Genomic DNA, 24456 nt, shown 5'->3' on the forward strand with positions numbered 1-24456 from the left:
GATGCTTTGCTTGAAACGCGCGCGGGCGCCCATATACGGAGTGACGTTGGGGCGGGCGTTCCGCTTGCCCGGGAACTGCATATGAACCAAGACCACCCCGAATTCGACTCCGAAGACCTGTCCCAGAACCCGCCCGAGACCGATCCGCTCAAGGCCGAGATCGAATCGCTGCGCAGCGAGATCGCCCTGGTCAAGGCCGATGCCCTGCGCGAGCGCGCCGACCTGGAAAACCAGCGCAAGCGTATCGCCCGCGACGTGGAAAACGCGCGCAAGTTCGCCAACGAGAAGCTGCTCGGCGAACTGCTGCCGGTGTTCGACAGCCTGGACGCGGGACTCACCGCCGCCGGCACCGAGCCCAGCCCGCTGCGCGACGGCCTGGACATGACCTACAAGCAATTGCTCAAGGTGGCCGCCGACAACGGCCTGACCCTGCTCGATCCGGTCGGCCAGCCGTTCAACCCGGACCAGCACCAGGCGATCAGCCAGGGCGAGGCCGAGGGCGTTGCGCCGGGCCACGTCGTGCAGGTTTTCCAGAAGGGCTACCTGCTCAACGATCGCCTGCTGCGCCCGGCCCTGGTGGTCGTGGCCAAGCACGACTGAACCGCAGCGCCGGCTGAACTGCCAGGCGCAGGCATGAAACACAGATGTGCGCCGGTGGCTTGAACACCTGCGCACCACCCCCACATCTCAGCCAGACCCGGCGTCGCCGGACACAGCTACAGAATCATCAGGAGCGTATCCATGGGCAAGATCATTGGTATTGACCTCGGCACCACGAACTCGTGCGTGTCGATCATGGACGGCGGCAAGGCCCGCGTCATCGAAAACTCCGAGGGCGATCGCACCACGCCTTCGATCGTCGCCTACACCAAGGACGGCGAAGTGCTGGTCGGCGCCTCGGCCAAGCGCCAGGCCGTGACCAACCCGAAGAACACCTTCTACGCGGTGAAGCGCCTGATCGGCCGCAAGTTCACCGATGGCGAAGTGCAGAAGGACATCTCGCACGTGCCGTACGGCATCCTGGCGCACGACAACGGCGACGCCTGGGTGCAGACCAGCGATGCCAAGCGCATGGCGCCGCAGGAAATCTCCGCGCGCGTGCTGGAAAAGATGAAGAAGACCGCCGAAGACTTCCTCGGCGAGAAGGTCACCGAGGCGGTGATCACCGTGCCGGCGTACTTCAACGACAGCCAGCGCCAGGCCACCAAGGATGCCGGCCGCATCGCCGGTCTGGACGTCAAGCGCATCATCAACGAGCCGACCGCCGCAGCCCTGGCCTATGGCCTGGACAAGAACGGCGGCGACCGCAAGATTGCCGTCTACGACCTGGGCGGCGGTACCTTCGACGTGTCGATCATCGAGATCGCCGAAGTCGATGGCGAAAAGCAGTTCGAAGTGCTGGCCACCAACGGCGACACCTTCCTGGGCGGCGAAGACTTCGACAACCGCGTCATCGAGTACCTGGTCGACGAATTCAACAAGGACCAGGGCATCGACCTGCGTAAGGATCCGCTGGCGCTGCAGCGCCTGAAGGACGCCGCAGAGCGCGCCAAGATCGAGCTGTCGTCCAGCCAGCAGACCGAAGTGAACCTGCCGTACGTCACCGCCGATGCGTCGGGCCCGAAGCACCTCAACATCAAGTTGACCCGTGCCAAGCTCGAAGCGCTGGTGGAAGACCTGGTCAAGAAGTCGATCGAACCGTGCCGCACCGCGTTGAACGACGCCGGCCTGCGCGCCAGCGACATCAACGAAGTGATCCTGGTCGGCGGCCAGACCCGCATGCCGAAGGTGCAGCAGGCGGTTGCCGATTTCTTCGGCAAGGAACCGCGCAAGGACGTCAACCCGGACGAAGCGGTGGCCGTGGGTGCGGCGATCCAGGGCGGCGTGCTGGCCGGCGACGTCAAGGACGTGCTGCTGCTGGACGTGACCCCGCTGTCGCTGGGTATCGAGACCATGGGCGGCGTGTTCACCAAGATCATCGAAAAGAACACCACCATTCCGACCAAGGCCTCGCAGACCTTCTCCACCGCCGAAGACAACCAGTCGGCCGTGACCGTGCATGTGTTGCAGGGTGAGCGCGAGCAGGCCCGCTTCAACAAGTCGCTGGCCAAGTTCGACCTGTCCGGCATCGAGCCGGCGCCGCGCGGCATGCCGCAGGTGGAAGTGTCCTTCGACATCGACGCCAACGGCATCCTGCACGTGTCGGCCAAGGACAAGAAGACCAACAAGGAACAGAAGGTCGAGATCAAGGCCGGTTCGGGTCTGTCGGACGAAGAGATCCAGCGCATGGTCGCCGACGCGGAAGCCAACCGCGAAGAAGACAAGAAGTTCCAGGAGCTGGTGCAGGCCCGCAACCAGGCCGATGGTCTGATCCATGCCACCCGTACCGCGATCACCGAGCATGGCAGCAAGGTCGGTGGCGATGTGATCGGCAAGGTGGAAGCGGCGCTGTCGGATCTGGAAACCGCCATGAAGGGCGACGACAAGGCGCAGATCGAAGCACGCACCAAGACGCTGGAAGAAGCCGGCCAGTCGTTGTACGCAGCAGCTGCGGCGGCAGAGCAGGGCGGTAACGCCGATGCGGCCAGCGGCAATGCCCAGGCCTCCAAGGCCGCCGACGACGTGGTGGACGCCGAGTTCACCGAGGTCAAGGACGACAAGAAGTAAGCCGTGATTTGGGAGTCGGGAGTGGGGATTGGCAAGCGCTAAAGCTTGCCGATTCCCGTCCCGATATCCTTAACGCGTCGCGTCGCCAGGGCGGACCAGCACACGCTGTCCGCTTTTGCGTTTCAACGAATCTCAAATCACGAATCCCGAATCCCGGCTTATGAGCAAACGCGATTACTACGAAGTGCTGGGCGTTGCCCGTGGCGCCAGCGACGAGGAGCTGAAGAAGGCGTACCGGCGCTGTGCGATGAAGCACCACCCGGACCGCAATCCTGGCGACGCGGCTGCCGAAGCGGCGTTCAAGGAATGCAAGGAAGCCTACGAGGTGCTGTCCGATGGCAATAAGCGGCGCGCCTACGACGCGCACGGCCATGCGGCCTTCGAGCACGGCATGGGCGGTGGCGGTGGGCCGGGTGGCCCGGACATGGGAGATATCTTTGGCGATATCTTCGGCAATATTTTCGGCGGTGGCGCCGCCGGTCCGCGCGCTGCGCGACGTGGTGCCGACGTTGGTTACGTCCTGGAACTGGATCTGGAAGAAGCTGTCGCCGGCATCGAGCGCCGCATCGAGATTCCGACGCTGGTCGAATGCGCGCCCTGTCACGGCAGCGGTTCGGAAGACGGCAAGGTCGAGACCTGCGGTACCTGCCATGGGCGCGGCCAGGTGCGCATCCAGCGCGGCATTTTCGCCATGCAGCAGAGCTGCCCGCATTGCGACGGGCGCGGCACGCTGATCCAGAACCCCTGCAAGACCTGCCACGGTGCCGGTCGCGTGGAAGAAGACAAGGTGCTGTCGATCAAGGTGCCCGCCGGCGTGGATACCGGCGACCGGATTCGTCTTGCAGGCGAAGGCGAGGCCGGCCCGGCCGGCACGCCGCCGGGCGATCTGTATGTGGAAGTGCGGGTGCGCGAGCATGCGATCTTCCAGCGCGACGGCGACGATCTGCATTGCGAGGTGCCGATCCGCATTTCGCAGGCCGCGCTCGGCGATACCGTGCGCGTGGCGACCCTGGGCGGCGAAGCGGAGATCCGCATCCCGGCCGAGACCCAGACCGGCAAGTTGTTCCGTCTGCGCGGCAAGGGCGTGCGTTCGGTGCGCAGCCGTAGCGAAGGCGATCTGTATTGCCGCGTGGTGGTGGAGACCCCGGTCAATCTCACCGCCGACCAGCGCGAACTGCTGCAGCAGTTCGAAGCGACGTTCACCGGCGAGGATGCACGCAAGCATTCGCCCAAGTCGGCCACCTTCATCGACGGCGTCAAGGGGTTTTGGGATCGGATGACGTCCTGACCCAGGTGGCGTGATGTCACGATGGCCCGGCGTGCGGCTTGCTGCGCGTCGGGCTCTTTTTTTGGGTTGTCCCGAAGGCTGCCCGCGATGCGGCCGATGCGTTGAAGTTGCGGACGCAACGCGATGTCAGCGTGAGAATTGCCGGGGCAGCTGCGCGCGTTTCAGTAGCGCCACTGCGAGATCTCCAGCGACATCTCCGCACATCGCACGTGTGTGTTTGACGCGTCGTCATTGCCTTCAGACGCAGCACGCTGTCGCCCGCAACGCGAGGCAACGCCAGTCCTTGATCGTGCAGTTCGGCCATTGGCCTGCAGCATCGGTCGAGCGTCTTTTGGCGTCTCACCTTGCTCAACGAGCGTATTGCCACTCACGCTGCGCCGGCGGGCTTGGGCATCTGGCCATGATGTGTTCAAGACTAGGGGCGTGCTATTCAGCAGCGCCCACTGCCGGTGGTGCCGTTCCTCCACGACATCCTGGCAAGGTTGCGCGGATAATCGGTGCCATCTCTCCAGCACGGCCGCCCGCATGAGCGATGCAACCGACAGCCACCTCGTCCATGGTCGCCGCCAGCGTCCGGACGGCCCTTCGCCGATCGACGTGATTTCGGTGCAATCGCAATTGGTCTATGGCCATGCCGGCAACAGCGCTGCGGTGCCGCCGCTGCGCGCGCTGGGACTGCGTGTGGCCGAAGTACCCACCACGTTGCTGAGCAACGCGCCGTTTTACGCGACCCTGCGCGGGCGCATCCTGCCAGCCGACTGGCTGGCGGATTTGTTGCTGGGCGCCACCGAACGTGGCTTGCTGCAGCGTGCACGCATGCTGGTGTCCGGCTATTTCGGCAGCCTGGCCAACGGCGAAGCCTTTGCCGACTGGCTGGAGCAGACCTTGCCGCAGGCCCCGCAGCTGCGTTATTGCCTGGACCCGGTGATTGGCGACACGCACACCGGCCCATATGTGGAACCCGGGCTGGAGCGCGTGTTCGCCGAGCGTCTGCTGCCGCACGCCTGGCTGGTGACGCCCAACGCGTTCGAGTTGGGGCGGTTGACCGGTTTGCCGAGCCTGCAGCAGGACGAGGCCATCGCCGCCGCGCGCGCGTTGCTGGCGCGTGGGCCGCAATGGGTACTTGCACACAGCGTGGCCGGTGCCGCAGGTGAGCTGGTGACCTTGGCAGTCAGCGATGCGGCGGTGTATCGCTGGGCCAGCCCGCACCTGCCGGTCGATGTGGCAGGCACCGGCGATGTGCTGATGGCGCTGCTGATTGGCTTTCTGTTGCGCGATGTGCCGTTCGAGCAGGCGGTGGGACACGCGCTCAGCGGCGTGCATGGCGCGCTGGAAGCGACGCTGGCCGCAGGTTTCGAGGAGTTCGACGTGCTGGCCGCGGCGCCGGCCGCACTTGCTGGGACGCCGCGATTTGCCGTCGAGCGATTGGCATGATCGCGCAGCCGGTGGTCGGCATCGTCGGCATCGCCGGCGCGTACGGGCGCTGGCTGGCGCAGTTCCTGCGCACGCGCATGCAGCTGGACGTGATCGGGTTCGATCCGGCCGACAGCGGCAGCATGGACGAAGCCACACTGGCGCAGCGTGCTGACGTACTGATTTTCGCCGCGCCGATTCGCCATACCGCCGCATTGATCGAGCGGTATGTGGCACTCGCCGGCGCACGCGCTGCCGCGCAGCTGTGGCTGGATGTCACCTCGATCAAACAGGCACCGGTCGCGGCAATGCTGACCTCGCAGGCGGACGTGGTCGGCCTGCATCCGATGACCGCACCGCCAAAATCGCCGACCTTGAAAGGGCGCGTGATGGTGGTCTGCGAAGGGCGGCTGCAGCGCTGGTCGGCGTGGGTGCAGAACTTGTGCAGCGCGCTGCAGGCCGAATGCGTGTATGCAACGCCGGAGCACCATGACCGCGTGATGGCGCTGGTGCAGGCGATGGTACACGCCACTCACCTAGCGCAGGCCGGCACCCTGCGCGACTACGCACCGCTGCTGGGCGAGCTGCGCGCACTGATGCCGTACCGCTCGGCATCCTTCGAACTGGATACCGCGGTGATCGCGCGCATTCTCTCGCTGAACCCCTCGATCTACGAAGACATCCAGTTCGGCAACCCGTATGTGGGCGAGATGCTCGACCGGTTGCTGCAGCAGCTGCAGCAACTGCGTGCCTTGGTGGCGCGGGGCGACGATGCTGCGCGTGCGCAGTTCCGCACCCAGTTCCTGCACGACAACGCGCAAGCCTTGCAGCACGACGCGCTTGCGGCAGGCAATTACACCTACGAGCGCGTGGGCTACCTGCTGGCCGATCTCACCGAGCCGTTGACACTGAGCGTGTATCTGCCCGAAGACCAGCCCGGCTCGCTGCGCGCCTTGCTGCATGTGTTCGAGCGGCATGGAGTGAACCTGTCTTCGATCCACTCGTCGCGCACGCCGGTTGGCGAACTGCATTTCCGGATTGGCTTTGAGGTGGCGAGCGATCGTGCCGCATTGGCGCAGGCAGCGACCGAGATCGACCGAAGCGGGATCGGCCGGGTGCTGGAGCGTTCCGGCAGCTAGTGGCGTGACCAAGCCCGCCCCAACGCGGTCGAATTCATCCACACAGGGTGTGGATGAAACTTGCACAAGCGTGTGGATAACTGCGCACGGCCCTTGCAGCGCAAGGGTCGGGCAGTGGGTGGTCAAAATTTGACCAGGCTGTGAGGTGACGAAGCGCGGGTTTGGCTGCCGTACCTAGAGCGCGGAAAGGCGTAGCTCGCCGCCGTCGGTCACAAACCGCTGCCCCTGACGTTGCAGATGTCGACCGTCGGGAAGCTCGTAACGCGGTGCCGACTGCGGGTTTGCGCGCGGTTGTTGCTCGTCGCGAAATTCGATGATGACGTAAGGCTCGCCATCTGCACCGATTGCGGGAAATTGCCGGAAAGACATACGCACCTCCGAAAGTTCCTGAGTTTGCAGTGCAGATCGCGATGGACTGCACGCCCGGCGCCGAGCCGGTATGGCGAGCATGCGCATGCAGGTGTTACCCAGATGTCGATATGCGGTGAGGTGTGCGAGCCCTGCTGGTTGAGCTCGTCAGGCGCGGTGGCGACAGTGTTTGGCCACGCCGACAAGCGGCTGAGTACGCGTGCGTGGCATGGACGGCTGCCTGGCAGCGATGGGGCAGGCAGCTGCAACCTCGGGTTCGACCACGCGCCAAGCGCGCTGAAGCGTCGCTGGGCGTAATCAGCCAGCCACCTGCGTGACGGTTGCGTACGTGCGTGCGCTGCGTAGGCTTTGCTTGAATCCAGGGATGCTGCTGCGGCATCGCCAAGTCACTCGCACAACCGCGCGATTGCCCGGCATCACCGCCTGCCCGGCGCGCAGCCGAGCGGTCAACGACTCAACTGCAAGGCATCCCGGTCGGCGGTGGCCGCCGCCAGTTCGGCACGCGCAGAGGCGATGCGCGCCTGCGCATCGATCAGGCGTACGCGCGCGTCGTTGGCGGTTTCCTCGCGCTGGTTGACCAGGAAAAAGTCACCCGAGCCCAGCTCGAAGCGCCGCCGCTCGGCCGCGGCCAGGCGGTCTGCCAAGCCGCGTTCCTCATCGGCGATCTTGGCCAGCCGCTCGGCGGCATTGAGCGAGATGACGATCGATTCGACCTCGATCGAAATCTGGTCGCGTAGAAAACGGCTGCGCTGATCCAGCGCTTCGATCTCGGCACGCGCTTCGGCCACGCGGCCCCTGGCGGCGCGGTTTTCCAGCGGCACGCTGAAACGGAAGCCGATGATGGCGTCGGTCAGCGACCGGTTCGGGCCGCCGACGCCGGGCGGGCCCAGATCCTTGCTGACTTCCACGCTGACATCCAGGCGTGGTTTGAGATCGTTCTGGGCCAGCATCAGCCGTGCGGTGGCCTGGTCGATGCGGGTCAGCACGGCGCGGTAATCCGGGCGCTCCACCGGCGCGGTGATCTTGCTGGCGCCGGCCAGTCCTTCCAGCGCCGAGGTGTCGGCCGGCAGGCGTTCGGCGGACACGATCAGCGGCATGCCGGCCTCGTCGCGCAAATACAGCGACAAGGCGTTGGCCGCATTGGCGAAGTCCTGTTCCGCGCGCACCACCAAGGCGCGACGACGCACCAGATTCTGGTCGTTTTCGGTCAGCAGGATGGTGGGTCGCGCACCGAGCGTGACCTGGCGCGAAATCGCATTGCGCCGTTGCTCGGCCAGTTGCAGCAGCTCGTTGTAGGCGCGCAACTTCAGCCCGGCGGCGACCCAGTTCTGGTAGGCATCCACGGCGCGCCGCTGCACGCCGATGGCCACCATTTCCGCTTCGTACTTGGCCACATCGATATCGGTGCTGGCGATACTGCGCTTGGTGCGGCGTTCGTCGATCACGCGGTCGCGCAGCAGCGCGTACAGCGCGCCGACCTTCACTTCGCCGCCGCGATCGGTATAAGACTTGTCCTCGTAGATCGGGAAGGAGCCACGCGAGGAGCGGTAGCCACCGTAGTAATAGCCGCCGTTCTCTTCGAACGGCCGCTTGACCCCGGTTTCGATCGTACTGCCGTCGTAATAGCCGGCCTCGCGCGAGCGGCCTTCGATGTCGAACACCGTGTCGAAGGCGCCATCGGCCGAGATGCCCTTGCCTTCGGCCTGGCGCACCTTCGCCAGCGCTTCGACGATCTGCGGTGCCGAGCGTGCCGAGGACTGCAGCACCTCATCCAGCGTCAGCGCAGCGGCCTGGGCGAATGCCGCACCGGGGCTGAGTGCGATCAACAGGACGACAAGACGGCCGATCATTTCTTACCCGTCGCTTCGTCTTCGGACTTGGGTGCGGCCGGCTTGGCCTTGCTCTCTTCCTGCGTGGCCGCAGCCGGGCGCCGTCCGAATTCCAAGGGGAAGTTGTTGAGCTGGCGCCACAGTTCGTAGCCGACCTTGACCGTTTCGCCCTGCACCCAGCCGCGCACCTTGCCGCCCTGGCGGGCGAATTCCTGCGCCGGCCATGCCGGCTTGCCCGGCATCGGCTCCACCAGGATGCGGAACAGCCCATCGGGCGCGGCGTTGGGGTCGATGGCGCGCACCCGGCCGTCGAACATGCCGTGCGCCACCGACGGCCAACCGCTGAACTGGATCGCCGGCCAGCCTTCGAATTCCAGCCGCACCGGGCGGCCGGGGCGGATCAGCGGCACGTCGCGGCCGTCGATATACAGCTCGACCGCGCGTTCCACCCGTTCCGGCGCGATCACCGCCAGCACGGTGCCCGGCGAGACCATGGCGCTGCCGCTGGCGGCATTGAGCTGCTGCACGCGGCCGTCGCGCGGGGCGCGCACCAGCTGTGCAGACTGGCGATTCAGCTGGATGTCGATGCGGGTCAGCTTGGCGCGCGATTCGGCCAGCTTGGCGTCGGCTTCGGCCACCTTGATCTGGGTCAGCTCGTAGTCGCGGCGTCCGGCCAGGCCTTCGGCCAGCAATTGTCTGCTACGCGCCACGTCGATGCTGGCCACTGCACGCGACTGCTGGATGGCGGCGATTTCCGCCTGCGCCTGCGCGCGCTCGCTGGCCAGGCGGGTGAGCAGGTCCGGGTCCAGATCGCCGACACGCGCGATCGGGTCGCCCTTGGAAACATGCTGGCCGTCATGCACGTACCAGCGCTCGACGCGGCCCGGCACGAAGGCGGTGACCGGTTGCTGACGGTCGCTGGGATCCAGCGAGACGACCTGGCCTTTGCCACTGGCGGTCTGCACCCACGGCGCCAGTGCCAGGATCGCCGCGGCGATGCCGATGCCGATCAACAGCATCCAGGCGACCGCCTTGGCGATGCTGGGCGGACGCATTGCCGCCAGGGTCGGGAAATGCGCCATGCGATCAGGGGCGTGCGGCATGCGGCACCTCCTGCGTGGATGCGATCAACTCGGCGCGTGTGGCGTAGCGTTGCTGGCGCTCCGGCTCCAGCCGGAACCAGCCATCCAGGGTGATGTCCTCCGGCCGCCCGGTGCACAGCAGCACCGTGGTTCCTGCATCCTTCAAGCGTCGCAGGACCTGGGTCAGGCGCTCGGCCGGGATCAGGTCGTACAGCTGCGACAGCATCAGCACGCGCGGGCGCACCAACAGTGCATTGGCCAGCTTCAGCGCCATGACTTCGCCAATCCACAGCGGGAACCCGGAGGCGGCAAGCCGGGTGTCCAGGCCTTGCGGCAACGCGGCGATGCGCGCGCGCAGGCCCACCGTATCGATGGCTTGCAGCATCGCTTCGGACGTCACATCGGCCGAGGCCATTGCCAGGTATTCGCGAATGGTGACCTCCACGATGGTCGGGCGGTCGAGCACGGTGACTTCCGAACGCAGCAGGTACATATCGAACGTGGCCATGTCCGCACCACCCACCATCACCAGCCCGCGGTCGGGAACGACGTGGCGCTTGAGCACCATGGCCAGCAGGCGCTCGGCGCCGCCATCGGCCAGCGTGACCAGCTGCTCGCCGGCTTCCAGCGCGAAATCGAAACGCGCGCCCTCGATCACCACCCCATCCAGGCGTACCCCGCTGTTGCGCGGCGCCTCGCCGGCGGCAAGCACCGGGCGTTCCTGGGGGATGGCGTACAGCAGCGACAACTCCTCCGCGCTGGCCACCAGGTCGTAGAACGTGTCCAGGTAGCTGCCCAGCTGTGCAATGCCGTAGAACACTGCGCTCAGGATCAGTTCGGCTGCCACCAGCTGGCCGATCGACAGCTCGCCGCGCAGGATCAGGCTGCCGCCCAGCGCCAGCAGCGCCGCGCTGGCCACTGCATAGGTGAGCAGGAATGCCAGCGTCTGGGTGAAGGTGTAGCGGAAATGGCGCCGATGCCGGTCGACATAGTCGGCGGTCACCTTTTCCGAGCGATCCATGGCGAAGTTGAGATGGCGGCTGGATTTATAGAACCCGTTGGAGCCGCCGACGCTTTCCAGCCAATGCGCGGCGTTGTGTTTGGCCTGGCTCAGTTCGACCGCCGAGCGGATCGAACCGCGCGACCAGATCATCCAGATCGAGAAGATGGTCAGCAGCAGCAGCGCGTTGAAGCCGAGGAAAAACGGGTGATAGAAGCTGGTGACGATCAAGCCGACCGCCGACTGCAGCACGATGGTGAACGCACCGACCGCCAGGCTGGGCACTGCCTTTTGCACCACCACCAGATCGAAGTAGCGGTTGAATACATCGCCGCGGTTCTGGTCGGCGAAGAACGGATTTTGCGCATGTACCGCGCGCACGGTGATTTCCGCCACCACGCGTGCGAACAGGCGACGTTCGAACAGCGCCATCACCCACACCCGCATCGCGCTCAGTGCCGCCACCAGCAGCAGCAGGCCCAGCAGCAGGCCGGACAAGGTCCACAGCGGCGTGGGCAGCGCGGTGTTGGCAACGCTGTTGATCAGCAACTGCACCGAGATCGGCGTGGCCAGCGACAGCAGGCTGATCGCAACGCCGTACACCAGGGTCAGGCGCACATACGGCATGTCCGGGCCAACAACTTCCGTCAGCCAGCTCGCCGCTTCCCGCCATCCAATCCGCTTGGCCGCCATTCGATATCCGTTGATGAGTTCAGTGAAGCATTGACGAGTTGCCGGCCCGCAAACAAGGCCATCGCGCTTATGTGCCGCATAGGATTTTCCTATGCAGCCACCGCGCGCAACAGATTGGCGATCAAACCGAAGGCCGGTGCGCGACCGGCACCCTGGCGCCAGAGCAGACCGATCTCCCTATAGTAGCGCCCGCCTTTGACCGGCCGCACCACCACGTCGTCGCCTTCGCGGATTTCCTGGCGCACGTACAGGTCCGGGAGCAAGGCAAGACCCATGCCCATGCCGGCCATCTGGCGGATCGCGTCCAGGCTGGTGCCTTCGTAATCGCGCAAGACATTGGCGCCCACGTCCATGGCGATCGCGGCAACCTGTTCTGCCAATCGGTATTCCGGCATCAAGGTCAGCAAGTTGGCACCGCGCAGATCGGCCGGGGTGATGCAGGCCTTGGTGCGCAGCGGATGATCGGCCGCCATGGTCACATGCAGCAGTTCGCGAAACAGCCGCTCGCTGTGCAGGCCGCGGCCGGCCACCGGCAGTTGCGCGAGGACCAGATCGTGCGTGCCGCTGCTCAGGTCGGCGGCGAGTGCGGTTGGCAGGCCTTCGCGCACGTGCACGCGCAGGGCCGGATGCTCGCGATGCAGACGTGCCACCAGGCTGGGCATCAGATAGGCGCCGAGCGTGGGCGAGACGCCAAGGCGAATGGTGCCGATCAAGGTATCGGCGGCGGTGGCGCGGACCTCTTCCAGATCGGTGACATCGAGCAGGATGCTGCGTGCGCGGTCGAGCAGCTCGCGACCGAGCGGGGTCAGGATCGCCTGCGCGCCGCGCTCGAACAGCGGCGCACCGATGATCGCTTCCAACGCGCGGATCTGCTGCGACAACGATGGCTGCGAGACGCCCATCTGCTCGGCGGCACGGGTGAAGCTGCCGGTATCGGCCAGCGCGACGAAATAGCTCAGCTGGCGAAGGGTGGTTCTGGGGCGGGGCATGGGGTCACATCGGATTGCGTGGGAGCGCACGGCCGGCATGGCCGGTGAGACAAGACGGGCGAGGTACGGCTAGCGAGTGCAGCGGTAGCGCGTCCGGCGAGTGCGGACGAGCCGCGGTAACCGCAGTGTACGAATGGCGCATGCCGATTCCGAGCACCGGCCGCGCCCGCATCGCGGTGGGCGCAGTCGTTTCGCTGGTTGCGCCAGGTGCCACCGCTGGAACGACGGCGCCTGGCGGCGCTCATTGGTCGATGAACTGCAGCCGCGCCAGCTCCGCATACAGCCCACCTTCGGCGATCAACTGCGCATGCGTACCCTGCGCGACGATGCGCCCGGCATCCATCACCACGATGCGGTCGGCCTTGAGCACGGTGGCCAGGCGGTGCGCGATCACCAGCGTGGTGCGGCCTTCCATCAGCCGCTCCAGCGCCTGCTGCACGGCGCGCTCGCTCTGCGCATCGAGCGCGCTGGTGGCTTCGTCCAGCAGCAGGATCGGCGCGTCCTTGAGCAGCGCACGCGCAATGGCCACGCGTTGCTGCTGTCCGCCGGACAGGCGCGTGCCGCGCTCGCCCAGTTCGCTGGCGTAGCCCTGGGGCAGGGCGCGGATGAAGCCATCGGCTTCGGCGGCGGCCGCTGCCGCTTCCACCTGTGCATCGCTGGCTTGCAGGCGCCCGTAGCGGATGTTGTCGGCGGCGCTGGCGGCAAACAACGTAGGTTGCTGCGGTACCAGCGCGATGTGTTCGCGCAGCAGGACCGGGTCGACGTCGCGCAGGTCGATGTCGTCGATGCGCACCTTGCCGCTGACCGGGTCGTGGAAACGCAGCAGCATCGATAGCACCGTGCTCTTGCCCGCTCCGGACGGGCCCACCAGCGCCACGGTTTCGCCGGGGCTGACATGCAGGTCGAACCCATCCAGCGCCGGCGCGTCCGGGCGTTGCGGGTAATGGAAGACCACCCGGTCGAAATGGATCGCGCCGCGCAGCGGCTGCGGCAAGGCCTGCGGCGTGGCCGGCGCCACGATCGCCGGTTGTTCGTCGAGCAATTCACTCACCCGGCCCATGCCGCCGGCGGCACGCTGCAACTCGTTCCAGACCTCGGCCAGCGCCCCGACCGACCCGCCGCCGATCAGCGCGTACAACACGAATTGGCCGAGCGTGCCCGGCGTCATGCGGCCAGCGATCACATCGTGCGCGCCAAGCCACAACACCGCGACGATCGCACCGAAGATCAGCATGATCGCCACCGCGGTCACGGTGGCCTGGGTGCGGATGCGCAGCTTGGCGGTATCGATGGCGGCAAACAGCGCAGTGCTGAAACGTTGGCTTTCGTAACGCTCGCGCGCGTGTGCCTGCACGGTGCGCACCGCGCCCAGGGTTTCGGCCGCCAGCGTATTGGCGTCGGCCACGCGGTCCTGGCTTGCGCGCGAAATCTTCTGCAGGCGGCGTGCGCCCAGCACGATCGGCAGCACCGCCAGCGGGATGCCGATCAAGGTGAAGCCGGCCAGCCGCGGGCTGGTGACGAACAGCATGACCATGCTGCCGATCACCGTGACCGAACTACGCAAGGCCACCGACATGGTGGTGCCGATCAGCCCCCGCAGCAATTCGCTGTCGGCCGACAGGCGCGACACCAGTTCGCCGCTGCGGCTGCGGTCATGGAACCCGGCGTCCAGTCCGATCAGGTGCGCGTACAGCCGGCCGCGCAGGTCGGCGACCACTTTCTCGCCCAGCAGGGCGACGAAATAGAAGCGCGCCGCAGTTGCCAACGCCAGCACGACCGAAACTGCGAACAGCAGCGAGAACGCCTGGTTGATCTGCGAGTCGCCGGAGAAGCCCTGGTCGATCATGCGCTTGACCGCTGCGGGCAGGCTCAGTGTGGCGGCAGCGGAAATCGACAGCGCGACCAGCCAGGCGGCGAACAGGCCGCGCTGGCGTTGGACGAATGGCCACAAGGTGCGCAGGCTGCCCAGCTTCCGCAACGGGTTGGAACGTGCAGCGGCTGGCTCGGTCATGCGGCTTCCGGGGTTGAGAGATGGACACGATTGCGAGTGGCGTCGCACAGGCGGGTTTTCAAGCCGGCGAGCTGATCTGCAGGCAGTTGCACGCGCAACGCTGCACCTTCGGCATCGAAGCGTTCGTCCAGTTTGTCGGCATGGAAGGCCGCCAGTGCTGCGTGCACCAGGCCCAGATCGTCGAACCGGCATTGCACCTGCACCAGCGACAACGCGATCAATGGCTGTCGCGTTGCCAGCCGCAGGCACTCGGCCGCGGTACCGCCGTAGGCGCGCACCAGCCCGCCAGCACCGAGCTTGATGCCGCCATACCAGCGCGTGACCACGACCACCACCCGATCGAAGCCCTGGCCATCGATGGCGGCCAGGATCGGCCGGCCGGCGGTGCCGCTTGGCTCGCCGTCGTCGCTGGAGCGGTAGTCCTGCCCGAACCGATAGGCCCAGCAGTTGTGCGTCGCGTCCGGCACTGCCACGCGCTGCACGATCTCCAACGCATGCGCGGGAGCATCCAATGCGGCAGCGTGGGCCACAAAGCGACTGTGCTTGATGTCCAGACTGTGGTGCGCATCAGCGGCGAGGGTATCGAGCATCGCCGCCATTCTATGCGAGGCGGTGCTACCGATCGCTGCAGCCATCGTGACTGCCGTTGCAAGCTGGCAACACGGCGCCGTGCGCGTGCCGTCGTGCTGCAGCACCTGCGCAGTGTGGCAGTGACGGCGGGCGACGCGCCGGCAGTGGCATCGTGCGTGCCGACGCCGCGGCAGCGGCTACGTACGCCTGTCATCGTGTGCCGGGCGACCAGGGAGCCGCGCTCTGCAACCCAGCCGACGCGCAGTGAGACGCCGTTTGTCTTGGCTGCCTTCGATTACACAAGGGTGGAACGACGCTTCTCGTCGATCCACTTCGACGCCTGCGCCGGGGTGTAATGCTGCATCCATTCGAGCATCTGCTCGATGTCGGCGCCGTACCACAGGTCGGCGCGTTGGTCCGGGTGAAGGAAGCGCTCTTCGACCATGCGGTCGATCATGCCAATCAGCGGTGCGTAAAACCCTTCGATGTCCAGAAACGCGCACGGCTTGTTGCCGATGCCGAGCTGGCGCCAGGTCAGCATTTCGAAGATCTCTTCCATGGTACCGAAGCCGCCGGGCAGGGCCACGAACGCATCCGACAGCTCGAACATGCGCATCTTGCGCTCATGCATGGAACCGACGATTTCCAGCGTGGTCAACCCACGGTGCGCCACTTCCCAATCGGCCAGCTGCTGCGGAATCACCCCGGTCACTTCACCGCCGGCCGCCAACACCGCATTGGCCACGGTGCCCATCAAGCCAACGTTGCCGCCGCCATACACCAGGCGCAAGCCCTGCTTGGCGATGCGATCGCCCAACGCAATGGCGCGCTCGGCATAGGCGGGTTTGTTGCCGGCATTGGAGCCGCAGTAGACGCAGATGCTTTTCATGGGATTCGGGATTGGGGAGTAGGGATTCGTAAAAGCGGGGGCGCGCCGCGTCGATGTCATCTGGAAAGCCGTGGAATGCACGTTGCACGACTGTTCTGACTGGGCCTGAAAAACTTAACGCCGGAATCTACCCGGCGTTATGTCATGGCTGGGAATAGTCAGAGGCGGGAACCGCAGTTGCGAATCCCAACTCCCGAATCCCAAATCCCGGCCTCAGTTAGCCTTATGAATCGCGCGCTTGCTCACCGCCATGGCGGCATCGTGGATCGCTTCGGACAGCGTCGGGTGCGCGTGGCAGATGCGCGCCAGGTCGTCGGCCGAGCCGTTGAATTCCATGGTCAGCACACCTTCGTGCACCAGCTCGGACACGCCCACGCCCACCAGGTGCATGCCCAGCACGCGGTCGGTTTCGGCATCGGCGATCACCTTGACGAAGCCGGCCGGCTCGCCCATGGCCACCGCACGGCCGATCGCCGCGAACGGGAAGCTACCGGCCTTGTAGGCGACGCCCTCGGCCTTCAGCTGCTGCTCGGTCTTGCCGACCCAGGCAATTTCCGGCTCGGTGTAGATGACCCACGGAATGGTGTCGAAGTTGACGTGACCCGGCAGGCCAGCAATCAGCTCGGCGACCGCGATGCCTTCCTCGAAGCCCTTGTGCGCCAGCATCGGGCCGCGCACGCAGTCACCGATCGCCCACACGCCATCCACGCCGGTGTGGCAATGCCCATCGACCTCGATCTGGCCGCGGTCGGTGACCTTGACGCCCGTGCCTTCGGCCAGCAGGTTCTTGGTGGCGGCCTTGCGGCCCACGGCCACCAGCAACTTGTCCACGGTCAGGGTCTGCTCGCCGGCCGCGTCGGTGTAGCTGAGCACCACCTGCTTGGCATCGCCACTGCCGGTGATCTCGGTCTTGCTGACCTTGGCGCCCAGCTTGATGTCCAGACCCTGCTTCTTGAATTCCTTCAGCGCGGTCTTGGCAACCTCGGCATCGGCCAGCGCCAGGAAGTCCGGCAGCGCCTCGAGGATGGTGACCTCGGCGCCCAGGCGCTTCCACACGCTGCCCAGCTCCAGACCGATCACGCCGGCGCCGATGACCGCCAGACGCTTGGGAACGGCGGTGAAATCCAGGCCGCCGACGTTGTCGACGATGGTGTCGCCGTCGAACTTGGCGAACGGCAGTTCGATCGATTCCGAGCCGGCCGCCAGGATCACGTTGGTGCCCTTGAGTTCGATCTCGCCGCCTTCGTGCTGGGTCACCTTGACGATGTTGCCCGGCTGCAACTGGCCGAAGCCGTAGTACGGGGTGATCTTGTTGGCCTTGAACAGCATCGCGATGCCGCCGGTGAACTGCTTCACGATCTTGTCCTTGCGGCCGATCATGGTGGGCACGTCCATCTTGGCGTCGTTGAAGCTGATGCCGTGGTCGCCGAACAGGTGACCCATGTTCCAGAACTGGCGCGAGGAATCCAGCAGCGCCTTGGACGGAATGCAGCCCACGCGCAGGCAGGTGCCGCCCAGCGCCGGCTTGCCGTCCTTGCCTAATGCCGCGTCGATGCAGGCGACCTTCATGCCCAGCTGCGCCGCACGGATGGCGGCGTGATAACCGGCCGGACCGGCACCGATGACGACGACGTCGAATTGTTCTTGTTCGCTCATTCTTCGCTCACGAGATTAGGAATTGGGGATTGGGGATTCGCAAAACGCAGGATGCTCGAGACCGGGATGCTTTCGCCATCCCGAATCCCGAATCACCAATCCCGGCTTTCATCACAGACCGAACAACATCCGGCCCGGGTTTTCCAGCTGATTCTTGATGTCGACCAGGAACTGCACCGAATCCTTGCCGTCGATGATGCGGTGGTCATAGGACAGCGCCAGGTACATCATCGGGGCGATCACGACCTGGCCGTTCTCGGCGATCGGACGTTCCTTGATCGCGTGCATGCCCAGGATGGCGCTCTGCGGCGGGTTGATGATCGGCGTGGACAGCAGCGAGCCGAAGGTGCCGCCGTTGGTGATGGTGAAGGTGCCGCCCTGCAGATCGTCCAGGCCCAGCTTGCCGGCGCGCGCCTTGGCGGCGTAGTCGGCAATGCCTTGCTCGACATCGGCGAACGACTGGCGCTCGACGTTACGCAGCACCGGCGTGACCAGGCCCTTGTCGGTCGACACCGCGATCGAGATGTCGCTGTAGCCGTGATAGATGATGTCGTCGCCGTCGATGGAGGCGTTGACCAGCGGGAAGCGCTGCAGCGCGTTGGCGGCGGCCTTGACGAAGAAGCTCATGAAACCGAGCTTGATGCCGTGTGCCTTCTGGAACTCGTCCTGCAGTTCCTTGCGCGCGGCCGACACCTTGGCGAGGTTGACCTCGTTGAAGGTGGTCAGCATCGCGGTGGAGTTCTTGGACTCCATCAGGCGCTTGGCAATGGTCTTGCGCACGCGGGTCATCGGCACGCGCTCTTCCGGACGGGCGCCCGAGGCCTTGCCGACGCCGCCGGCCTTGGCGAAGTTGACGATGTCTTCCTTGGTGACCGCGCCACGACGGCCGGTGCCTTCGACCTGCGACGGGTCCACGCCCTGGGTGATTGCGGAGAAACGCGCACCCGGCGGCAGCGCATCGGCAGCCGACTTGGACGCAGCAGCAGGCGCGGCGGCGGCAGCCGGTGCCGGAGCGGCGGCCGGCGCAGCAGCGGCAGGCGCCGGTGCATCGGCCTTCTTGGCTTCAGCCGGTGCAGCGGCAGCCACGGCGCCTTCTTCGATGATCGCCAGAATCTGGTTGCTGGTGACCGTGCTGCCGGTGTCGAACTTGATTTCCTTCAGTACGCCGTCGACCGGCGAAGGAACTTCCAACACGACCTTGTCGGTTTCCAGGTCGACCAGATTCTCGTCGCGCTTGACCGCTTCGCCGGCCTTCTTGTGCCAGCTGGCGATGGTGGCGTCGGAAACGGATTCGGGCAGTACCGGAACTTTGACTTCGGTGGCCATTCGGGGAGCGTCCTAGGGTTTTCGTTCTTTGGGGAAGAGGAGTTATTCAGCGACTTGGTCGTTGAACGGGTTGAGCAGCGCATCGGCGACCAGCTTCTGCTGCTCGATGATGTGGTCGGCCATGTGGCCGGCGGCAGGCGAGGGCGAACGGGCACGGCCGGCGTAATGCAGGCTCTGGCCGCCAGCCAGGCAGAAGTTGAGGTGGTGGCGGATCTGGTACCACGCACCCTGGTTCTGCGGCTCTTCCTGGCACCACACCACATCGGTGGCGTTGCCGTAGGCCTTGAGCTCGGCCGCCAGCTGCGCGCGCGGGAACGGATACAGCTGTTCGATGCGCACGATGGCAACGTCGTCCTGGCCGCGCTTGGTCTGGTCTTCGAGCAGGTCGTAATAGACCTTGCCCGAGCACAGCACCACGCGCTTGACCTTGGCCGCGTCGGCCTTGGCGTCCGGGATCAGATGCTGGAACTGACCGTCGGCCAGTTCTTCCAGGCTCGACACCGCCAGCTTGTGGCGCAGCAACGACTTGGGCGTCATCACCACCAGCGGCTTGCGGGTGGTCATGCGCATCTGGCGGCGGATCATGTGGAAGCACTGCGCCGGCGTGGTCGGCACGCAGACCAGCATGTTCTCCAGCGCGCACAGCTGCAGGAAGCGCTCCAGACGTGCGGAGCTGTGTTCCGGGCCCTGGCCTTCGTAGCCGTGCGGCAGGAACAGCGACAGGCCCGCGATGCGGCCCCACTTGGCTTCGCCGGCGGCGATGAACTGGTCGATCACCACCTGCGCGCCGTTGGCGAAGTCGCCGAACTGCGCTTCCCAGATGCACAGTGCATTCGGGTCGGTGGTGGAGTAGCCGTATTCGAAGCCCATCACCGCTTCTTCGCTCAGCAACGAGTCGATGACGGTGGCGTCTTCCGGGTTCTGCACCAGCTGGCGCAGCGGCAGATAGTAGTCGTCGGTCTTCTGGTCATGCAGGATCGCGTGACGGTGGAAGAACGTGCCGCGGCCGGCGTCCTGGCCAACCAGACGCAGCTTGTGGCCTTCGGCCAGCAGCGTGGCGTAGGCCAGGTTTTCGGCAAAGCCCCAGTCGCCGGGCTGATCGCCGGCAGCCATCTTGACGCGATCTTCGTAGATCTTCGCCACGCGGGCGTGCAGTTCGACGCCTTCCGGGATGGTGGTGATCAGCTTGGCCAGACGGTCCAGCTGGTCGCGCTTGACGCGCGTGTCCACCGGATCGGCAGCGGTTCCGACCAGGTACTTGGACCAATCGATGGCGAATTCGTCCGGCTTGCGCTTGGCCAGTTCGGTGGTGTATTCGCCCGAATCCAGCTTGTTGCGGTAGCCGTCCACCAGTGCCTTGGCCTCGTCGGCGCTCAGCACGCCTTCGCTTTCCAGCTTGGCGGCATACAGCTCCCGGGTGGTCTTGTGCTTGCGGATGGTCTGGTACATCACCGGCTGGGTCGCTGCCGGTTCGTCGGCTTCGTTATGGCCCCAACGGCGGTAGCACACCAGATCGATGACCACGTCCTTCTTGAACTGCTGGCGGAACTCGTAGGCCAGCTTGGACACGAACATCACCGCGTCCGGGTCGTCGCCGTTCACGTGGAAGACCGGCGCGCCGATCATCTTGGCCACGTCGGTGCAGTACAGCGTGGAGCGGGCGTCGTCGCGGGTGCTGGTGGTGAAGCCGATCTGGTTGTTGACCACGATGTGCACGGTGCCGCCGACCGCGAAACCGCGCGCCTGCGACATCTGGAACAGCTCCATCACCACGCCCTGGCCAGCGAATGCGGCATCGCCGTGGATCAGGATCGGCAACACGCTCTTGCGCTCGGCATCGCCGAAACGCTCCTGGCGCGAACGCACGCTGCCGACCACGACCGGGTCGACGATTTCCAGGTGCGAGGGGTTGAAGGCCAGCGCCAGGTGCACCTGCTTGTCCGTGCCAACGGCGATGTCGGCCGAGAAGCCCATGTGGTATTTGACGTCGCCGGTGTGCGCGCGGTCGTCATGGGCATGCTCGAACTTGCCTTCGAATTCGTCGAACAGCTTGCGCGGATTCTTGCCCAGCGTATTGACCAGCACGTTGAGGCGGCCGCGGTGGGCCATGCCGATCACGATGTCCTTGACCTGATCGTTGCCGGACTGGCGAATGATCTCGTCCATCATCGGGATCAGCGAATCGCCGCCTTCCAGCGAGAAACGCTTCTGGCCGACGTACTTGGTGTGCAGGTAGCGCTCCAGGCCTTCGGCAGCGGTGAGCCGCTCCAGGGTGCGCTTGCGGCTGGCCGCATCGCCGGCAATCTTGCCGCCGGCGTCTTCCAGGCGCTTGTAGATCCACTGGCGCTGGTCGAACTCCTGGATGTGCATGAACTCGGCGCCGATGCTGCTGGCGTACGTCGCCTTCAGGCGCGTCAGCAGATCCTTGAGCTTCATCCGCGGCTGGCCACCGACGCCGCCGGTGCTGAATTCGCTGTCCAGATCGGCCTGGGACAGGCTGTGGAACGGCAGGTCCAGGTCGGGCGGGTTGACCGGGGGGACCAGGCCCAGCGGGTCGAGCTGTGCGCCGAGGTGGCCACGGGCGCGGTAGGCGGTGATCAGACGGCCGACATTGCGCTCGCGCTCGTCACTGGCGCCTGCGCCGGTGCCGGCGTTGGCAGCCTGCTTGGAAGCGGTGAGGATGTGGGCGATGGCCGCCGAATGCGGGACGTCACCGGCACCGCGACCTTCGAAACCATCGAAGTAGCTCTTCCACTTCGGATCGACACTGTCCGGGGCGACGAGGTACTGCTCGTACAGATCCTCGATATAGGCGGCGTTGCCGCCGGCGAGCTGCGATGACTGCGCGAACTGCTTTAGGAGATTATCCACGATGGTAAGTCGGGTCTGCTGTGGGGATGATTGTGCGGAAGCGGCAGGGCGAGATGCCCCATCGGTCGGTCTCAAATCTCGAAAAATTATACCCCCTTGCGCTAGTGAGGGGGCGTCTGCAAGCTGACCGGCGGGGTAGACCAATTGCGCGCGCGCCTACGTGCGAGGGGCGCTGCGGCGTCAGATGCCGAGCGCGCGCGGCTCGTTCCAGAGCGCGCTGCGCTCCCATATCTGCGCGAATTCGCGCTCCAACTGGCGGCTGCGCGCTGCGCCCGACAGCCAGGTTTCGCCATCATCGAAGCGATGACCTGTTGGACGAAAGTAGTAGGCGTCGTCGCCGACGACATAGGCCGATGCAAAACTTGCATCGACCGGATCGCTGACCGCGCGGAACCGGAACACGCTGGGCAGGCGCTGTGCCAGGCGCAGCATCGCGCTGCTGCTGGCCGCGGCGCTGGCGGTGTCCTGCACCAGGACATGTACGCGCTTGTCGTGGCGGGCGGTGGCGAAACGGCGCAGCGCATCCAGCACCGCCGCGTTGTCGAACAGGGGCGGGTCCAGGGCGCGGGTGTAGATGAGCACCTGGCGGCGCGCGGCGCACAGCAGCCCGGTGGTGGCGGCCAGGGCTGCAGTGAAGGTGTCCACTGCCATCGGGCCGTCGAGGCGACGGTGCACGACGGTGCCGGGCGCATCGCGGGCCTGGCCGATGCGCTCGGGTGAAAGGGGGGGCGCGTCGGGCAGAAAGCCCAGGCGCGCGAAGACCGCTTCCGCAGCTGGGGTGGGACATGCGTGCAGGCCGGGCCAGCCGTGCTGCCGTGCCGCGTCGACCGCGGCAGCGAGCAGTTGGTCCGCCACGCCACGGCGGCGCCAGTCGGGCAGAACGCCGAGCCGGTCGAGACGGCGGTCGGCGGTGAGCCGCACCGAGGCGATCAACTGGCCGTCGTCGGTGCGCGCTGCCAGATGCAGGCTGAGTGGGTCCAGTGCATCCCACTCGACACCGCTGGTGTCGCCCGCGGTGTCGGTGGCACAGGCCGGCCGCAGCGCACGCAGCGCCGCGGCGTCGGCGGCCGGATCCAGCGTGACGATCTGCGGTCTGGCGTGCGCGCTCATGCAGGCTTGGTGGCGTCGTCGCTGTCGTCGGAATCGGTCTCGTCGGCGATCGCGCTGTCGACGTCCTGCTCGGCTCCGGCTTCGGCGGCGTCGCCGGGTTCGACATCGGCCTCCAGCGCCTCTGCCGGGGTGTCGGCAGCGTCGGCAACCTGTTCGACATCGGCGTCGGCATCGATGTCCTCGTCCGCCTCCGGCGTGTCGTCGTCGGCGTCTTGGTCGTCGTGGTCGGCCGACACGCTCAGGGCATGCGCGTGGTCGTCGTCTGCGATGTCGTCCTGGGCATCTTCGTGGGCGCGCTGGTAGTGGCCCTGTGCCAGCAACTCCAGCACCACCTCGCGGCCACGCGGGGACAACTGCGCGTACAAGGTGCCGTCGATCTCTTCGGCTGCCGCCAGCCGGGACGCATCCTTGGCCGACAGCGCAAACTCCAGGCCGCTGCAGAACAGCGTGGCACCGCGCTTGGCGCGCCGCCAGGCCAGTCGCGACCACGGGTGGCGGTGCAGCAGCACGCCTTCTTCCAGCGCCTGCTCGACCGCTTCGCGCGGGATCGGCTCGGGCGCCGGCACCACGTCGCCGGAGGCGCGGTAGGTGGTCATGAAGCGGCCGAACCAGTCGCCCAGACGGTCGGGGTCGTTCATGCGCAGCGCATTGAGCGCAGCGACCACGCGGTTCATCGCGGTGACGTCGATCTCGTAGGGGTCGGCCGGCACCTTGAGGTCTTCGTCGTGATAGCGCACGGCCTCGTCGGCATCGGCAATCAAGGTGTCCAGGTAATCGCCGATCAGCTCGGCTGAGGACGGTGCGCGGGTGCCGATGGAAAAGGTCAGGCAGGCGTCTTCGGCCACGCCGTGGTGCGGGATCAGCGGCGGCAGGTAGAGCATGTCGCCCGGGCCCAGCACCCAATCGTGGGTGGGCTTGAACTCGCGCAGCAGCTTGAGCTCGACATCGTCGCGGAACGCCAGCGGCGTGGCCTTGCGGCCCTGGACGGTGCGCGCATCGATCTGCCAGCGGCGGTGGCCCTGGCCCTGCAGCAGGAACACGTCGTAATGGTCGACGTGCGCGCCCACCGAACCACCGGTGGCGGCGAAGCTGATCATGATGTCGTCGATGCGCCAGCGCGGCAGGAAGCTGAAGTGCTCCAGCAGGGCACGCACGTCGGCGTCCCATTTGTCCACGTCCTGCACCAGCAAGGTCCAGTCGTGGTCGGGCAGGCCGGGGAAATCGGTTTCCTGGAACGGGCCGGTGCGCACGTCCCAGCCGTCGGTGGCGCGGTCGTGGCTGATCAGGCGCGCCAGCACGCCGTCTTCGCAGGCCAGCCCGGCCAGGTCTTCCGGCTGCAGCGGCGAGGCGAAATCCGCGAACGCATTGCGGATCAACAGCGGGTGCTTGTGCCAGTAATTGCGCAGGAAACGCTCGACCGGCATGCCCAGCGGCTGTCCCGGACGGGCCTGGACTTCGATGGCAAGTGGGGTCGCTTTACGTACGGCCATGTGGGGTCCTTACACGATGTAGAAGAGAGTGTGGTGCGCGGCATCGGCCGGCGCCAATGGCCTA

Annotated in this window: 18 protein-coding genes; 5 read left to right on the forward strand and 13 right to left on the reverse strand. The window is 66.1% G+C overall.

Annotation, left to right across the window (positions count from 1 at the left end; translation table 11 throughout):
* The first annotated feature begins 81 nt into the window (after positions 1-81).
* The 5 genes from grpE (at position 82) to J7396_RS11320 (ending at position 6507) form a co-directional block, all read left to right on the forward strand.
* Entirely contained in the window at positions 82-600 is a 519-nt protein-coding gene (grpE, locus tag J7396_RS11300; protein ID WP_003483633.1) for a nucleotide exchange factor GrpE, read from the forward strand.
* 141 nt (positions 601-741) lie between these two features.
* Entirely contained in the window at positions 742-2667 is a 1926-nt protein-coding gene (dnaK, locus tag J7396_RS11305) for a molecular chaperone DnaK (protein WP_011346955.1), read from the forward strand.
* A gap of 160 nt (positions 2668-2827) precedes the next feature.
* Positions 2828-3955, forward strand: coding sequence for a molecular chaperone DnaJ (gene dnaJ / locus J7396_RS11310; RefSeq protein WP_008577236.1), 1128 nt, complete (start codon positions 2828-2830; stop codon positions 3953-3955).
* Positions 3956-4480: 525 nt separating this feature from the next.
* Positions 4481-5389, forward strand: coding sequence for a pyridoxal kinase (gene pdxY / locus J7396_RS11315; protein WP_209261475.1), 909 nt, complete (start codon positions 4481-4483; stop codon positions 5387-5389).
* A complete protein-coding gene (locus tag J7396_RS11320) occupies positions 5386-6507 on the forward strand; it encodes a prephenate dehydrogenase (RefSeq protein WP_122273089.1) in 1122 nt (373 codons plus the stop codon). The genes pdxY and J7396_RS11320 overlap by 4 nt, the downstream gene beginning before the upstream one ends.
* Positions 6508-6681: 174 nt before the next feature.
* Here J7396_RS11320 and J7396_RS11325 read toward each other — a convergent pair whose 3' ends face one another.
* The 13 genes from J7396_RS11325 to J7396_RS11385 all read right to left on the reverse strand — a co-directional run bounded on the left by J7396_RS11325 (position 6682) and on the right by J7396_RS11385 (position 24392).
* Complete coding sequence (locus J7396_RS11325; RefSeq protein WP_008577231.1) at positions 6682-6876, reverse strand: hypothetical protein; 195 nt, start codon at positions 6874-6876, stop codon at positions 6682-6684.
* Positions 6877-7322: 446 nt separating this feature from the next.
* Positions 7323-8726, reverse strand: a complete 1404-nt coding sequence (locus tag J7396_RS11330; protein ID WP_011346959.1) for a TolC family protein — start codon at positions 8724-8726, stop codon at positions 7323-7325.
* On the reverse strand, positions 8723-9808 hold the full coding sequence (locus tag J7396_RS11335) for an HlyD family efflux transporter periplasmic adaptor subunit (protein WP_011346960.1): 1086 nt from the start codon (positions 9806-9808) through the stop codon (positions 8723-8725). Before J7396_RS11335 ends, J7396_RS11330 begins: the two co-directional genes overlap by 4 nt.
* The gene (locus J7396_RS11340) at positions 9792-11480 is read right to left on the reverse strand and encodes an ABC transporter ATP-binding protein (protein ID WP_011346961.1); all 1689 of its coding nucleotides are present in this window, start codon (positions 11478-11480) and stop codon (positions 9792-9794) included. The genes J7396_RS11335 and J7396_RS11340 overlap by 17 nt, the downstream gene beginning before the upstream one ends.
* Positions 11481-11569: 89 nt before the next feature.
* A complete protein-coding gene (locus J7396_RS11345) occupies positions 11570-12469 on the reverse strand; it encodes a hydrogen peroxide-inducible genes activator (RefSeq protein ID WP_011346962.1) in 900 nt (299 codons plus the stop codon).
* Positions 12470-12710: 241 nt separating this feature from the next.
* Complete coding sequence (locus tag J7396_RS11350) at positions 12711-14480, reverse strand: ABC transporter transmembrane domain-containing protein (RefSeq protein WP_109290661.1); 1770 nt, start codon at positions 14478-14480, stop codon at positions 12711-12713.
* Complete coding sequence (locus tag J7396_RS11355; RefSeq protein WP_011346964.1) at positions 14477-15079, reverse strand: YigZ family protein; 603 nt, start codon at positions 15077-15079, stop codon at positions 14477-14479. Before J7396_RS11355 ends, J7396_RS11350 begins: the two co-directional genes overlap by 4 nt.
* 266 nt (positions 15080-15345) lie before the next feature.
* Complete coding sequence (locus J7396_RS11360; RefSeq protein WP_029819100.1) at positions 15346-15939, reverse strand: TIGR00730 family Rossman fold protein; 594 nt, start codon at positions 15937-15939, stop codon at positions 15346-15348.
* A 213-nt stretch (positions 15940-16152) separates the two neighbouring features.
* Positions 16153-17595, reverse strand: coding sequence for a dihydrolipoyl dehydrogenase (lpdA, locus tag J7396_RS11365; protein WP_014089806.1), 1443 nt, complete (start codon positions 17593-17595; stop codon positions 16153-16155).
* A gap of 111 nt (positions 17596-17706) precedes the next feature.
* On the reverse strand, positions 17707-18921 hold the full coding sequence (gene sucB, locus J7396_RS11370) for a dihydrolipoyllysine-residue succinyltransferase (RefSeq protein ID WP_029819101.1): 1215 nt from the start codon (positions 18919-18921) through the stop codon (positions 17707-17709).
* A gap of 42 nt (positions 18922-18963) precedes the next feature.
* Positions 18964-21867, reverse strand: a complete 2904-nt coding sequence (locus tag J7396_RS11375; RefSeq protein ID WP_029819103.1) for a 2-oxoglutarate dehydrogenase E1 component — start codon at positions 21865-21867, stop codon at positions 18964-18966.
* A 105-nt stretch (positions 21868-21972) separates the two neighbouring features.
* Complete coding sequence (locus J7396_RS11380) at positions 21973-22902, reverse strand: GNAT family N-acetyltransferase (RefSeq protein ID WP_127165901.1); 930 nt, start codon at positions 22900-22902, stop codon at positions 21973-21975.
* On the reverse strand, positions 22899-24392 hold the full coding sequence (locus tag J7396_RS11385) for a cupin domain-containing protein (protein ID WP_209261476.1): 1494 nt from the start codon (positions 24390-24392) through the stop codon (positions 22899-22901). The genes J7396_RS11380 and J7396_RS11385 overlap by 4 nt, the downstream gene beginning before the upstream one ends.
* Positions 24393-24456: the final 64 nt, after the last annotated feature.

It is taken from the genome of Xanthomonas sp. A1809 (genome assembly GCF_017746015.1).
Taxonomy (GTDB): domain Bacteria; phylum Pseudomonadota; class Gammaproteobacteria; order Xanthomonadales; family Xanthomonadaceae; genus Xanthomonas; species Xanthomonas euvesicatoria.

What these genes read in the sequence shown, in the direction of transcription:
- grpE (WP_003483633.1), top strand. Translation starts at nt 82, where the DNA reads ATGAACCAAGACCACCCCGAATTCGACTCCGAAGACCTGTCCCAGAAC.
- dnaK (WP_011346955.1), top strand. Translation starts at nt 742, where the DNA reads ATGGGCAAGATCATTGGTATTGACCTCGGCACCACGAACTCGTGCGTG.
- dnaJ (WP_008577236.1), top strand. Translation starts at nt 2,828, where the DNA reads ATGAGCAAACGCGATTACTACGAAGTGCTGGGCGTTGCCCGTGGCGCC.
- pdxY (WP_209261475.1), top strand. Translation starts at nt 4,481, where the DNA reads ATGAGCGATGCAACCGACAGCCACCTCGTCCATGGTCGCCGCCAGCGT.
- J7396_RS11320 (WP_122273089.1), top strand. Translation starts at nt 5,386, where the DNA reads ATGATCGCGCAGCCGGTGGTCGGCATCGTCGGCATCGCCGGCGCGTAC.
- J7396_RS11325 (WP_008577231.1), bottom strand. Translation starts at nt 6,876, where the DNA reads ATGTCTTTCCGGCAATTTCCCGCAATCGGTGCAGATGGCGAGCCTTAC.
- J7396_RS11330 (WP_011346959.1), bottom strand. Translation starts at nt 8,726, where the DNA reads ATGATCGGCCGTCTTGTCGTCCTGTTGATCGCACTCAGCCCCGGTGCG.
- J7396_RS11335 (WP_011346960.1), bottom strand. Translation starts at nt 9,808, where the DNA reads ATGCCGCACGCCCCTGATCGCATGGCGCATTTCCCGACCCTGGCGGCA.
- J7396_RS11340 (WP_011346961.1), bottom strand. Translation starts at nt 11,480, where the DNA reads ATGGCGGCCAAGCGGATTGGATGGCGGGAAGCGGCGAGCTGGCTGACG.
- J7396_RS11345 (WP_011346962.1), bottom strand. Translation starts at nt 12,469, where the DNA reads ATGCCCCGCCCCAGAACCACCCTTCGCCAGCTGAGCTATTTCGTCGCG.
- J7396_RS11350 (WP_109290661.1), bottom strand. Translation starts at nt 14,480, where the DNA reads ATGACCGAGCCAGCCGCTGCACGTTCCAACCCGTTGCGGAAGCTGGGC.
- J7396_RS11355 (WP_011346964.1), bottom strand. Translation starts at nt 15,079, where the DNA reads ATGGCGGCGATGCTCGATACCCTCGCCGCTGATGCGCACCACAGTCTG.
- J7396_RS11360 (WP_029819100.1), bottom strand. Translation starts at nt 15,939, where the DNA reads ATGAAAAGCATCTGCGTCTACTGCGGCTCCAATGCCGGCAACAAACCC.
- lpdA (WP_014089806.1), bottom strand. Translation starts at nt 17,595, where the DNA reads ATGAGCGAACAAGAACAATTCGACGTCGTCGTCATCGGTGCCGGTCCG.
- sucB (WP_029819101.1), bottom strand. Translation starts at nt 18,921, where the DNA reads ATGGCCACCGAAGTCAAAGTTCCGGTACTGCCCGAATCCGTTTCCGAC.
- J7396_RS11380 (WP_127165901.1), bottom strand. Translation starts at nt 22,902, where the DNA reads ATGAGCGCGCACGCCAGACCGCAGATCGTCACGCTGGATCCGGCCGCC.
- J7396_RS11385 (WP_209261476.1), bottom strand. Translation starts at nt 24,392, where the DNA reads ATGGCCGTACGTAAAGCGACCCCACTTGCCATCGAAGTCCAGGCCCGT.